The 13,602-nt window shown below is 47.6% G+C and carries 11 protein-coding genes; 8 read left to right on the top strand and 3 right to left on the bottom strand.

Annotation, left to right across the window (positions count from 1 at the left end):
• The first annotated feature begins 34 nt into the window (after nucleotides 1-34).
• The 4 genes from B9N86_RS23455 (at nucleotide 35) to B9N86_RS23440 (ending at nucleotide 3,968) form a co-directional block, all read left to right on the top strand.
• On the top strand, nucleotides 35-1,297 hold the full coding sequence (locus tag B9N86_RS23455) for an AGE family epimerase/isomerase (protein ID WP_208915526.1): 1,263 nt from the start codon (nucleotides 35-37) through the stop codon (nucleotides 1,295-1,297).
• A gap of 25 nt (nucleotides 1,298-1,322) precedes the next feature.
• Complete coding sequence (locus B9N86_RS23450; RefSeq protein WP_208915525.1) at nucleotides 1,323-2,099, top strand: glucosamine-6-phosphate deaminase; 777 nt, start codon at nucleotides 1,323-1,325, stop codon at nucleotides 2,097-2,099.
• Entirely contained in the window at nucleotides 2,096-3,265 is a 1,170-nt protein-coding gene (locus B9N86_RS23445) for an N-acetylglucosamine-6-phosphate deacetylase (RefSeq protein ID WP_208915524.1), read from the top strand. The genes B9N86_RS23450 and B9N86_RS23445 overlap by 4 nt, the downstream gene beginning before the upstream one ends.
• Before the next feature lie 259 nt (nucleotides 3,266-3,524).
• The gene (locus B9N86_RS23440) at nucleotides 3,525-3,968 is read left to right on the top strand and encodes an OsmC family protein (protein ID WP_208915523.1); all 444 of its coding nucleotides are present in this window, start codon (nucleotides 3,525-3,527) and stop codon (nucleotides 3,966-3,968) included.
• 153 nt (nucleotides 3,969-4,121) lie between these two features.
• Here the strand turns inward: B9N86_RS23440 and B9N86_RS23435 are convergent, their stop codons facing one another.
• The 3 genes from B9N86_RS23435 to B9N86_RS23425 form a co-directional block, all read right to left on the bottom strand.
• Nucleotides 4,122-5,948: an ABC transporter substrate-binding protein gene (locus B9N86_RS23435; RefSeq protein WP_208915522.1), complete on the bottom strand. Its 1,827-nt coding sequence runs from the start codon at nucleotides 5,946-5,948 to the stop codon at nucleotides 4,122-4,124.
• Between the two features lie 56 nt (nucleotides 5,949-6,004).
• Nucleotides 6,005-7,513 carry an ABC transporter permease gene (locus B9N86_RS23430; RefSeq protein ID WP_208915521.1) on the bottom strand — a complete coding sequence of 503 codons (1,509 nt, stop codon included), beginning with the start codon at nucleotides 7,511-7,513 and terminating at the stop codon, nucleotides 6,005-6,007.
• Between the two features lie 161 nt (nucleotides 7,514-7,674).
• A complete protein-coding gene (locus B9N86_RS23425; protein WP_208915520.1) occupies nucleotides 7,675-9,117 on the bottom strand; it encodes an ABC transporter permease in 1,443 nt (480 codons plus the stop codon).
• Between the two features lie 134 nt (nucleotides 9,118-9,251).
• Here B9N86_RS23425 and B9N86_RS23420 point away from each other — a divergent pair, with 134 nt between their 5' ends.
• The 4 genes from B9N86_RS23420 to B9N86_RS23405 all read left to right on the top strand — a co-directional run bounded on the left by B9N86_RS23420 (nucleotide 9,252) and on the right by B9N86_RS23405 (nucleotide 13,373).
• Nucleotides 9,252-11,000: an ABC transporter ATP-binding protein gene (locus B9N86_RS23420; RefSeq protein ID WP_208915519.1), complete on the top strand. Its 1,749-nt coding sequence runs from the start codon at nucleotides 9,252-9,254 to the stop codon at nucleotides 10,998-11,000.
• A gap of 181 nt (nucleotides 11,001-11,181) precedes the next feature.
• Nucleotides 11,182-11,817, top strand: a complete 636-nt coding sequence (locus B9N86_RS23415; RefSeq protein ID WP_208915518.1) for an SGNH/GDSL hydrolase family protein — start codon at nucleotides 11,182-11,184, stop codon at nucleotides 11,815-11,817.
• Between the two features lie 303 nt (nucleotides 11,818-12,120).
• A complete protein-coding gene (locus B9N86_RS23410; RefSeq protein ID WP_208915517.1) occupies nucleotides 12,121-12,465 on the top strand; it encodes a transposase in 345 nt (114 codons plus the stop codon).
• A complete protein-coding gene (locus B9N86_RS23405) occupies nucleotides 12,444-13,373 on the top strand; it encodes an IS3 family transposase (RefSeq protein WP_208915516.1) in 930 nt (309 codons plus the stop codon). The genes B9N86_RS23410 and B9N86_RS23405 overlap by 22 nt, the downstream gene beginning before the upstream one ends.
• Nucleotides 13,374-13,602: the final 229 nt, after the last annotated feature.

Below are 13,602 nucleotides of genomic sequence, written 5' to 3'. Positions count from 1 at the left end.
CAATGGAGAATCAGAGCGGAAAGGAGTGTGACTCATGACTGCAGATCTGCTTAATGTTTACCGTCGTCATGTGGATGAGATACTGCTTCCCTTTTGGATGAGAGCCGTCGATGGGGAGCATGGAGGCGTGTTTACTTGTTTTAATAACCGGGGAACCGAGAGATTATCCAGCGATAAATATACATGGTCTCAAGGAAGGTTTATATGGATTTGGTCCCGTCTGGTATGGCTGCGCAGGCAGGGAATGATGGAAGGTGAGGCGGAGCCGCTATTGGAGCAGGCTCGGGCTGCCGTGGAGTTTATTCAGGAGCATGCATTTTTAGAAAGCGGCAGTATTGCTTTTCTATTGACCGAGACGGGGGAACGGAAAGAAAGTATTCCGGGCGCCGAGTATGATACGAGCTTTTATGCCGATTGTTTTGTCGTACTGGGATTTACCGAATATGCCCGGGTCAGCGGAGAACTCCATGTGCTGTTACAAGCGCTTGAGCTGTACGACTCTATTATGAGACGCCTGGGCAGCGCCAATGTCCGCAGTGAGCCGTATCCGGCTCCGGAAGGGCTTGAACTGCATGCTTACTCGATGATCATGCTGAACGTTTCGCAGGAGCTGGCAGAGGTACTTGGACAATTCCGGCATGCCCGGGCTCAAGATGTGGATGATGATTCCGTCCGGTTCATGGAGACCATTGTGGGCCGGTTTGCAGCTGAGGACGGCACATTGTTCGAAATGGTGGATGAACAGGGTGTTAACGGCAAGAAAGAGACCTTATTGTGCCGCTATGTAAACCCGGGTCATACCATTGAATGCATGTGGTTTATCATGAAAACGGCCGAGAGGCACAGACGAAAGGATGTCATTAAACAGGCGTGTGACATCACCAAACATGCTCTGGAGCTCGGATGGGATACCGAGTATGGCGGTTTGCTCCGCTTTGTCGATTATAAAGGCGGTCAGCCCAAGGGAACTCTCACCGGGGATGAGAACGAACGTCTTATCCTCGGCTCCTGGGACACCAAGCTGTGGTGGCCGCATTCTGAGTCGCTGTATACGACGCTATTGGCTTATGAGATGAGCGGGGATGAGGCGTTTCGTATTTGGCACGAACAAATCCACGAATTTACGTTTAAGGTATTTCCGAATCCAGATCCGGATGTGGGAGAGTGGATTCAGATTCGGAACCGGCATAATGAACCTCTGGATAAAATCGTCGCGCTGCCGGTGAAGGATCCATATCATATTTTGCGGAACATGCTGCTGTTGGTGGAGCTGTTAACGAAGCGAGTGAAAGAATAAAATATAACAATTGGAGGAGTTAAAGATGAGTTTGCCGACTGTGGTGGAAAGGATCGTTGATCGGCTAAAGGTGAAGGTGTATGAGAACCGTTCCATGCTCGGAAGAGCGGCTGGACTGGATTGCGCGGCACATATGAGAGAACTGTTAGGTAAGCAGGAACAGGTGCGTATGATATTTGCAGCAGCTCCTTCACAGAATGAGTTTTTGGAGACGCTTGTGAAGGTGCCGGACATTGACTGGTCTCGCGTGACAGCTTTTCATATGGATGAATATATCGGACTTGATTCAGATGCGCCGCAAAGGTTCGGGCTTTTCCTGAAGCTGAGGTTATTCGACCTTGTCCATCCTGCAGAAGTATATCTGATCCAGAGTTCGAATTCTCCGGAAGAGGAGTGCCGACGTTATAGCGAGATTATCGCGGAGGAACCGATTGATATTGTCTGCATGGGGATCGGGGAGAATGGACATATCGCCTTTAATGATCCACCCGTTGCCGATTTCAACGATCCCGATCTCATGAAAACGGTGGAGCTGGACGAAGTATGCCGGCAGCAGCAGGTAAACGACGGCTGCTTCGAGTCGATGGATCTCGTTCCCACACATGCGTTAACACTAACGATTCCTGCACTGATGAGGGGTAAAAGATTGTTCTGTATGGTACCCGGAAATACGAAGAAAGATGCTGTCCAGCGGACATTGAAGGATGAAATGTCGACAGCTTGCCCGTCCACCATCCTGCGTCAACATGAGGACTGCACGCTGTATACGGATACGGCAGCTTACGGGGAGCCAGAATCATGAAACTTGAAGATTCATGGACTGTTAGCGGCATTCATTATGGGACAGGAAGACCCGTCCAAGTAAAGATACAGGGAACACAGATCGTGAATGTCAGCCCAGACGATTCGGCAGACCATTCGGACTTGCCGTTTATAGGACCTGGACTGGTTGATCTTCAGATCAACGGATACGGTGGAAGAGATTTCAATACACATCCGCTGTCCGTCGATATGGTTTCTTCCGTGACGGAACAGCTATGGCAAACCGGGGTGACAGCGTACTGTCCGACAATCATTACGAACGGAGATCAGGAGATCGAAGACGCTGCACGAATGATAGCCAAAGCCTGTGATCAAAATACGAACGTGGAGCACAGTGTTATCGGCATTCACCTGGAAGGGCCGTTCATTACGCCAGAAGATGGACCGCGCGGTGCTCATGACAGGCAGTACGTAAAGGCCCCGGATTGGAACCTTTTCCAGCGCTGGCAGGAGGTGGCTGGCGGAAGGATCTCCATACTGACAATTTCACCGGAATGGGAGAGTGCGCCCACGTTTATTGAGCGCTGTGTAGATAACGGAGTAATTGTATCTATTGGGCATACCTCTGCCTCCCCGGAGCAGATTCAGGAAGCCGTAAAGGCTGGCGCCCGGTTATCTACGCATCTTGGCAATGGAGCGCATTTAATGCTGCCGCGCCATCCGAATTACATATGGGAACAGCTGGCCGAGGATTCGCTGTACGCCTGTATCATTGCGGACGGCTTTCATCTGCCGGATAGCTTCATTAAGGTTGCACTCCGGGCCAAAGGGGACCGGTTGATGCTGGTTAGTGATGCGGTGTCATTAAGCGGTATGCCGCCGGGAACCTACGACATGCATATCGGGGGAAGAGTGCAGCTGACGGAGGAAGGGAGACTGTGCGTTGCCGAGCAGCCGGAATTGCTGGCAGGATCGGCCCAAATGCTGACATGGGGTATCGGCAAGCTGGTTAGCAGCGGGCTGACGGATCTTAAGAATGCTTGGGATATGGCATCCATTCGGCCTGCACGGTTTGTCGACAGTCCCCATGCCGGTGAGTTGGCTGCGGGTGCGGCAGCGGATCTTGTGTTGTTTGATATGCGGGGAAAAGAATTGACCGTGCGCCAGACAATCAAAGGCGGTCAGTCGGTATATACAAGAGCATAATGCATAGAAGGAGGTGTGTTTCGAGCAGCTAGGATTTAAGCTGAGAAACACCCTCTTTTTAGCGTACTTGAAGAGAAGCCTAGTTCACTGCGTGAGATTAAATCTTCCCTTAAATAGTTTGTGGTTATATTCACATTAATGAATGTCTACATGGTCTATCCTAGAGGTAGGATCCTTTAAATATTAAAGTGAAAAAACTATTATTCCTACCGGTTAAATGTGGTATAATTATCTAAATTTATGGAGAAGAGGGATCGTCATGCCTGTAGAGACTTTTAAAGCAACTGCACATCTGCAACAGGGAATGGTTGTTAAAGCGAAATCAAGAAATTTTGAGATTACGATTGATGAGCCGAAATCATTAGGCGGTACGGATGAAGGAATGAATCCGGTGGAACTGGTACTGTGTGCACTCGGTGCCTGTCAGTCGATCGTAGCAAGTGTATACGCCCGTAAATTTAATATTGATTTGAAGGACTTTTGGGTAGAGGTAGAAGGAGATCTGGATACCGACGGATTTATGAATAAATCCGATGTCCGCCGCGGGTATTCAGATATAAGATATAACATTCATATTAAGACTGACGCAGCGAGAGAACAGGTTCAAGAGTTTGTGGAATTCATCGAACGCACCTGCCCTGTAGGAGATACGATCAATAATCCGGTCAATCTGCAGCTAAACAAAATTATCATTGAAGCTTAATTGTTCGTAAATGTACTTTGCTATACCATATATGTACATATATCAAAGAGACCTCTCGCAGTCCATGGACTGTAAGAGGTCTCTTATATTTCTCGCAGAAACGCCGTCGTCCTTGTAAGGGACGTCGGCGTCGTTTCTACTTGCTGTAATTTATTATTTTGAAGCGTTTTGATAGTTTGCCAGGAATTCTTTCACCTTCGCCGGATCGGCTTTCAGCTCATTACCGGTTTTGATCATCGGGCTGACGGTGGAGAAGGCCTTGATCTTGTTATTGTTGTAGTACGCCAGGATTTCATCCTGGTTGATGGAGTACAGTACGGCTTTTCTCAGATCTTCACTCTTCGCAATATCGCGGTTCTTGGTATTGAAGAGCAGGTAAGAAACGGCGTTGCTCTCGATGGATTGGAGCTTCAGCTTGCTGTCGCCTTTGACAACATCATACTTCGTTTCCGGAACGCCATAGTACAGGTGAATCTCGTTACTGCGCAATGCGGACAACGTGCTGTCGGCATCTTTGATGAAGCGTACTTTTACCTGATTGATCTTAGGCTCATGCTCAGTGCCTTTCATATAACCAGGGTTTTTGTAGAACACAGCTTCGTAATCATTTTTGGAAGACAGAATGTAAGGACCGCTGGCAAACAGGGTGTTGTTGTACTTGTCACCTTCGGTTACCGTGTTCTGGTCTCCGTACGGAATGTCCTTGTTCACATCAAATTTGGCTACGTCATACGTGTTGATGCTCTCAACCTGTTTCTTGGATACGATACCGGCCGATTGGTGAGCCAGGTAGTTCAGTACTTGCGGGAACGGCTCAGTAGTCGTCAACTTGATGACCTGATATTTGCCGTCCTTGGTGCTTGCTTGATTTTTGTCGGTAACGAGGGATGAAATTTTGGTTTCCAGCCCTTTTTCCAGGGATTGTCTTACAGTTTCGTCACTTCCGGATACTTTGACGGAATCCAGGGCGCTCAAGTCTTTAACAACCTCTACATCCTTAATGTGTTCATGTAACGTATATGTCCGGTGATCCGGAACGGAGTCTTTATCCTTGGCACGGTTCAGGGCGAACACCACGTCGTCAGCACCGACACGTTCGCCGGAATCTACGGCCAGCTTGTTATCCACTTTGGCGAAGTTGATGTCATCTCTTAGGATGAAATAGTATTCGGAGTTGCCCTCGGCAATGCTGTGATTGTATGACAGCGAACCTTCGGACGTAATTTTGTCGTCATCGGTCAGATTGATCAGGCGAGCGTTCATGTTCGTGTTAATAATGTTGATCGATCCGTCGTTACCTTTGATTGGGTCAAGTGATGTCAGTGTTGAAGTCGATTGGGCCAGAACCAGCGGCTCTTTGTCACGCTTGGATTGGTCTTTGAAATCAACGGCTTCCCATGGAAGGGAACGGGATTTGGACAGGCGCACGGAGTTCTCGTCGAGAATGTCCTTGTTTAACGCTTGGCTCTTCAGTGAGATGTACAGCGGTGCAATGTAGGCTTTATCAGTGACGAGACGCTGTTCCAGCTGTTTATAGGTTTCTTTGGCATCTTCTGATGTTTGCGTTGCTGCTTGGTCAACCAGTTTGTCAACTTCTTCATCGGACATGATACTGTAGTCACCGCCGGTCTTAAACAGGGAACGTACAGCATAGTCAGGGTTACCGGTTACGGTTGTCCAACTAGAGAGGATAACATCATAGTTACCAGCATCCTGCTGAGCTTTATAGCTACCGTAGTCGGGCTGAAGATTGAGCTTTACATTGAAGCCGTTTTTGGTGAGTTGGTCACGGATGATGTTCACATCCGATTCTTGTGAGCTCATAGCGAGCAGTTCAATCGTTTCTGCCGACGGGTTTGCCGGTTTCTCGCCTGCCGGCTCAGATGGCTGCTGCGATGATTCGTCTTTGGTTTTTACGGTGCAGCCGCTGATTACCAGTACTAACGTAAGCAGCAGCAGTAAAAGTGTTCTTTTTTTCATGATGATTTCCTCCTGATCTTATATATATATATGTTGAAAAAAGTAATAAACTATAATTAATCGAGCTTGGGATCCAGCGCGTCCCGCAATCCGTCACCCAAGAAGTTAAAGGACAATACTAGAGCGATAATGGCGAGCCCCGGGTATATAGCCAGATACGAGTTGGTTTCGAGATACGTACTGCCGATCTTGAGAATGTTTCCCCATTCTGGGATATGAGGCTCAACCCCAAGTCCGAGGTAGCTTAAGCTGCTTGTAGAGATAACCGCTCCCCCAATGGTCAAGGTCGATTTAACGATCATCGGAGCAAGGGAATTCGGAACGATATGCTTAAAAATAATCGATAGATTGCTTGAGCCGAATGCACGAGCCGCATCCACGTATTCGTAGGTGGACACGAGCAGCACGTTTGCTCTCATCGTTCTTGCATAGGTCGGAATAGCTCCAACGCTGAGTGCGATGATTAGGTTGACCGTATTGGCTCCGAAAGCGGCGATAATCGCGATCGCAAGGAGAATACCGGGAATTGCGTACAAAATATCAAGTAGACGCATGATAATATTGTCCGTATGGCGTCCATAATATCCGGATATCGCGCCGAGAATGCCTCCGATTACGAGCGGAATAACTGTGGACATAAACCCGACGATGAGTGAGATACGGGCGCCGAACACGATTCTTGAATATAGGCAGCGGCCGAAATCATCGGTTCCAAGCGGGTATGCCAGACTTGGCTGCTGCAGAATTGCCGAATAGTTATTGTCTACCGCGAAGCTGTATTCAAACGTAAACAGGCTGCATACAGATACGGTAAACAGGAAGATGATAAAGAACAGTCCCAGCATAGCCGTAGTATTGCCAGTGATTCGCACCCAGACGTCCGCCCAGCGAGTGGATGCCGGATTGCTATTTTTGCGGATCTTGGACAACAAGTTGAAGCCGAGCACGAGGGCAAAGATATTGCCCGTCACCGCCGTCAGGATGAGCGGCAGTGCAAACCACTTCAGCCGTGGGTGCGCGTAGTGGTTGTTTACGTATTTTGCAACGAGCAGCAGGGCGACCAGATGGAATATTGTCACCAGCACCAGCGCTGCCATTCCTGGTAGAAATGTTTCAGCTACGTAAGGCTTGAACATATTCAAGGCCGATAAGGCGATTACGAATATTTGCGTCAACAGCATATAAACGGCGATTGAATATTCGGGACTTTTTTGTTTTTTTATGAGATTAAAACCAAAGGTTGTTACAAACACATTGCCTGTAAAAATACTCAGCAGCTGGATATAGCCGAGTGCGCGGGTTGAGCGCCTGATCTCTCCGTCACGAAGCAGATCCCTCCGGATCAGGGCCGTGATGATCACCTGCAGTAGCGTAAACAAAGCGTAAACGGCAAAAGCGGCAAATACATACGGTCTTAAACTTCCGCTCCCGAAACTGTAGCTGTTCAGCAGCAGGATTATCGTTAAGGTTAAAGAGACGACCCACGTGAACCCGGATTGGCTGTACTCCTGTGAGGACTTCAGCTGGTACTGGGTTTGGCGATGGTTGAAAAGCTTCTTGATCATGAGTACACCTGCTTTAGTAGAGGATGCTTCAAAGTGCTGAAAATCTGACTTTTTAAAAATATAAGAAAGTATAAGATTTCATTTATACTTGGCTTATATTTCTCGCAGAAACGCTATCGTCCTTTGAGAAGGACGACGGACTGGTTTCTACTTGACTCGCACTAGTATTGTTTCATCTTGGAACGGATACGCGGATCGAAAAAGGCATACATAATGTCAATAATGACGTTGACCAGTGAAATGGTGATGGCCGTGTACACGACCCCGCCCATAATGGCCGGAATATCGGGAATGAACTGCTTATCCACGATGTAGCTGCCGATACCGCTAATGTTAAACACTTTTTCCGTAACTGCCGAACCGCCGAGCATACCTCCGAACTGTAGTCCGATGACGGTAATGATCGGGATGAGGGCATTGCGCACAGCGTGCTTTCGAAGCACCTGCCGCTTTCCCAGCCCTTTGGCTTTGGCGGTCAAAATATAATCTTCATTAATAACCTCCAGTGTGGAGGAACGCGTCATTCTTGCAACTGCTGCGGTGAGCCCCGTTCCCAGCACAATGACCGGCATGATCATCGAGAGCCAGTTCTGCGGATTATAGGTGGCTGGCAGCCATTGCAGCTTGATCGAGAAATTAAGGATGAAAATCAATCCCTGCCAAAAGTTCGGTATGGACAAGCCCAGCAGCGCGATGAACATAAACGTATAATCGAAGAACGAATTTTTCCGCGTTGCCGAGATAATTCCGACTGGAATGGCAATGATCATGGCGAACAGTAGTGAAATTACAGTCAGCGTCAGCGTCACCGGAAACTTTCTTGCGATGCTGTTCGTAATTTCTTCACTGCCCGAGAAGGATTTACCAAGATTAAAAGTGAATATTCCCTTAATGTTATTCCACAACTGGGTCCAGTAAGGCTGATCCAGTCCGTGAAGATGGTTGAATGCCGCAATCTGTTCTTTGGTCGCTGTTTCCCCCAGTATGTTCGCTGCCGGATTGAACGGAGACAGGTGCAAGATCGTAAAGACGAGAACGGCTACACCAAAAATGACAAACACGCTCATGATAAGTCTTTCAAAAATAAACTTCAGATATGGTCTGCTGTACAAAAAAAGAAGTATGTACATGAGCAGTCCCGGGATCCATGACACTGCGAAAAAGACGGGATTAGCAATGAGTGATTCAAAAGTGTCCGCAAAAGTCAGGCGTTTCTTCCCGGTGAGTTCCAACTGCTTGCGTGTACGTTCCTCCACAGTTTCCTGGAACCGTGATTCCGTTAAGGTTTCAAGCTCTCGGTTAAATTTTTCCTCACTGACCTTCTGTCCGAAAAACTCATGTTTCCGTTTAAGCTGTTCCAACTGCTCTGTCCTCAGCTTGTCCCGGAAACCGGTGGAGATCAGCTCGGTCTGAACCTTGGACCTTAACGAAGTGTATGCGTCCTTCTTGCTCTGAAACATATAAATAAGGAAGACCACCAGATTGACCGGTGCTCCCAATAATAGAAGTAAATATTTATATGAAGGATTAAGAAGGATTTTACGGTACGTGATGCTGATGTTACTGATAAGCTGGCGATGGCCTGCTGCTTCCGTCACCCCCATAAGGTGTCGTGCCTCCTTCATTGAAATTGCATTATTCCGAGTGATATAGTATATTTTATTTTAGCGCTATTTAAAAGTCAATAGATTAAGTGAGTTCATCTCATGATAGACACAAATAAGGCAGGCGAATTTATATGGAACCGATACTACAGGTGAAAAACTTGAGCGTATCCTTTCAATCCCGTGATTCGGAATTTCACGCCGTACGGGGTGTCAGTTTTGAACTGAATAAAGGAGAAACACTCGGCATTGTCGGCGAATCCGGAAGCGGCAAGAGTGTTACGGCACGTTCAATCATGCGTTTGCTGCCTTCGCCTCCTTCATTTATGAAGGAAGGGGAGATCCTCTTCCTAGGCGATAACCTTGCGGACAAAACCGAGAAGGAAATGGAGAGCATTCGGGGCCGTGATATGGGGATGATCTTTCAAGATCCGATGACATCCCTGAATCCAACGATCAAAATCGGCGAACAGATTGCCGAAAGCCTGATCAAGCACCAAAAGCTGTCACAGAAAGAAGCGAAAAAACAAGCTCTGGACATGCTGAAGCTGGTCGGCATATCGAACAGCGAGACGCGATACAATCAATATCCGCACGAATTTTCCGGAGGTATGCGTCAGCGTGTCATGATTGCTATTGCACTGGCCTGCCGTCCGTCGCTGCTCATAGCGGACGAGCCGACAACTGCGCTCGACGTTACGATTCAGGCGCAAATTTTGAACTTGATGAAAGATATGCAGGAACGTTTCGGCACGTCGATCATCCTGATCACCCATGACCTTGGCGTTGTCGCCGGAATGTGTGATCGCGTTGCCGTGATGAAGGATGGGGTTATCGTGGAGACCGGAACGACAGAGGAAATCTTCGATAACCCTCAGCACCCCTACACACTCAAGCTGCTTAATGCCCTTCCACGGCTGCACGAGAAGAAAAAACCGAAGCCGACACCTCTCATTCTGACTGACAAGGACCGCGAGCGTCCTCTGCTCGAAGTACGCGGGCTCAAGCAGCACTTCGATATGGGGAAAGGCAATGTACTGAAGGCAGTGAACGATATCAGCTTTCATATTCAAGCCGGTGAAACGCTTGGTCTCGTAGGGGAATCCGGTAGCGGTAAATCGACGACCGGACGGGCTATTCTCCGGCTGCATCAGCCGACAGGCGGCGAGGTGCTGTACCAGGGCATGGCAGTGAACCGCTTGACCGGCTCGGAGATGAAGACGATGCGCCGTTACATGCAGATGATCTTCCAGGACCCGTATGCATCGCTGAACCCGCGGCTTAAGATCGTCGATATTATCGGCGAAGCACTGGACGTTCATAAGCTGTCGGGAAGCAAGCAGGAGCGCAGAAAGCGGGTCGAGGAGCTGCTCGACATGGTCGGCTTGAATCCGGCTTTTGCCAACCGGTACCCGCATGAATTCTCCGGCGGGCAGCGGCAGCGGATCGGCATTGCTCGCGCGCTAGCAGTGGAGCCGAAGTTCATCGTATGTGACGAACCGCTGTCTGCGCTAGACGTGTCCATCCAATCACAGATTGTGAAGCTGCTCGAAGAGCTGCAGCAGCAGCTTGGACTCACGTATCTGTTCATTGCCCATGACCTTTCGATGGTCAAGCATATCAGTGATCGTGTAGCCGTGATGTACATGGGGAAGATCGTTGAACTGGCGGAAAGTGAAGAGCTGTATTCCAACCCACAGCATGACTATACCAAATCATTATTGTCAGCTATTCCGATTCCGGATCCGAAAGTAGAGTCGAAGAAAAAGCGGGTCTTGATGGAGGAACGTACCGGGGCGGATCAATATAATCTGGAGCATTCCGAGCTGGTTGAGGTGTCTAAAGGGCACTGGGTCGCACAGCCGATCAGCACTTCAGCATAATATAAATAAACAAAGGAAGTTTTCTACCAGGTCCATTCGATACTTGGGGAGAGGACTCCTTTTTTTTTTGTGCGGAGATCGACCTTCTTACCGATGAAGAAGGAGTATGGTATGAAAGTAGCCAATAAAACTATATCCAATAATACGGCGAGTAAGCCGGACCTACTTAGGAGGAAGAGAAATGAATCGATTGCAGAAGGATGATATTATACTTTTTCAAGGCGATAGCATTACCGATGCCGGTAGAGACCGGAATAATCCGGCTGATCTGGGTAAGGGCTATCCGTTGATGACGGCAGGTCTGGTAGGCATGAGCCATCCGGAGCTGAATATTACCTTTTTGAACCGGGGGATTAGCGGTAACCGGGTTAAAGATCTGCAAGCAAGATGGCAGGAGGATTGTCTCGATCTGAAGCCGACATGGGTATCTGTATACATCGGCATTAATGATTGCTGGCGTCGTTACGATTCCCAAGATCCTACGAGTCTGGAAGATTTTCAGCAAGGCTATCGTGAGTTGCTGAAGCAGACGAAGGAAACGCTTAATGCCAAGCTGATCCTTCTGGAGCCATTCGTGCTGCCATATCCTGAAGACCGCAAGGCGTGGCGCGAAGATCTCGATCCGAAGATTACGGCGGTAAGGGAGCTTGCAGCTGAATTTGATGCGCTACTCGTTCCACTGGACGGACTGTTTGCTGCAGCTGCTGCGCGTCGTGAACCGGCTTATTGGGCGCCGGACGGTGTGCATCCGTCTCCGGCTGGTCACTCGCTGATTGCCCGAGCCTGGATGGAAACGATGGGTCTAGGCTTAAAGTAAAACATTGGTGTGAAAAATGTACACGGAAGTATTTATACCTGGCCCTTCAGAACGAAGGAATATCAGGTTGTATATTCCTAGGAACGTTGAAGTCTGCGGGAAATGAAACTTAAGTTCATAAGAGCTCCGACAAGGATGAATCCTGTCGGGGCTCTTTTTCATTAAGAAGTCGGCAGGCCCCGAATATTGGGGGGGCTTTATAGTAATTTTGTATGTTATACAACATTGCTATAAAGCCCCCTAATCAACTTGGACACTTTCAGAATAAATAATATACAATTAATTTATCTGGAGGCAGTCACTATGAGAGTACAACATAGTAAGTTCGACGAGCTGCGGATACAGGTCGTCGAAGAAGCACTTGAACGGGGGAATGTAGCACTAACAGCACGAAAACATGGCCTCTCCCCTTACTCATTATATAAATGGGTTAAACAATATCGAGATGAGGTGGAGATGACGATGAGTAGAAAGAAGAACATGGACAGACTTGAAGTTCAACCTCAAACTACAGGTGATTGGAAAGAAAAGTATGAACAAGCCACCAAGTTAATTGGGGAAAAAGAACTGGAGATAGCCATCCTCCGAGACCTTGTAAAAAAAACTCATCCACACATCCAATGGAAGTGGCCCGGCAATGGATCCTAAAAGGTTATCCGGTAAGCAAGATCCTGAAGCTGTGTAATGTGCCTCGGTCTACTTACTATTATCAACGTAAGACCACTACCAATTCAAAACAATCAAATAAATCTGGGCGCCCAAAGCCAGGTTATTCCGTCACGTTTAACGGCAAAAAAGTAAGTGATGGACGAATTAAACAGATAATCTTAAAACTTCTTGAAGGTGAAGAATCTGCTTACGGATATCGAAAAATCACTCTTGTGTTACGTAGACGGCACGCTATTAAGATCAACAAGAAAAAGGTATACCGACTTTGTAAAGAACTCGATATTCTAGGCAAACCTAAAGAGCAGAAAGCGGCCTATCCACGCCGTCTAGCTAACAATATGGAAGTAACCGGTCCGAACCAGTTGTGGCAGATGGACGTTAAATACGGCTATATTGCTGGCCTACAGCGTTACTTCTATACGGCAAGTATTATCGATGTATACGACCGCAACGTAGTGGGGCAGTATCGCGGCAAGGAGTGCCTTACAAAAAGTCTTGTTGATACGCTTTATAAAGCATTAATCAAACGAAATATCTTCTCTCAAGAGAAAGAGTTAGTAATCCGAACGGATAATGGCCCTCAGTTTAAGAGTCACAAATTTGGAAAGTTCTTCGAGACACACAAAGAATTTATTATTCATGAACGTACACCGAATCGCAGCCCAAACAAGAACGCGTTCATTGAGTCGTTTCACAGCATCTTAGAACGGGAGTGTTTTAAGCGCCATATTTTTACGGACTTTCAAGAAGCATTTATGGTGCTGGACCGATTCATGGACTTCTACAATAATCGAAGAATCCATATGAGCTTGTATGGGTACTCGCCTGTCGAATTCGCTGAAAAACTTAAGAAAAATGAAGTGAACGCGTTTAAAATCGCGGTATAGTGCGTTCACTACAAGTTCCTTTACAAAGTGTCCAATATTCGGGGGCCTGACCGATTGGGCGAGTAGAATTTCTGAACCTGCTGATATTGTTGTAGATTCTACACCAATCCCTACTGAAAAGAGGTAAATAGATGATTCCCGATCCCTATTATTGTATTTCATGCAACAATTCGTCCATCACCGCTATATCTCGGTATATGAAAAATGTATTGACTCCCTCTTTTAAATC

The sequence above is a fragment of the Paenibacillus uliginis N3/975 genome, assembly GCF_900177425.1.
In the GTDB taxonomy this organism is placed as follows: Bacteria; Bacillota; Bacilli; order Paenibacillales; family Paenibacillaceae; genus Paenibacillus_AQ; species Paenibacillus_AQ uliginis.
This window is presented reverse-complemented; position numbering and strand designations above follow the sequence as displayed.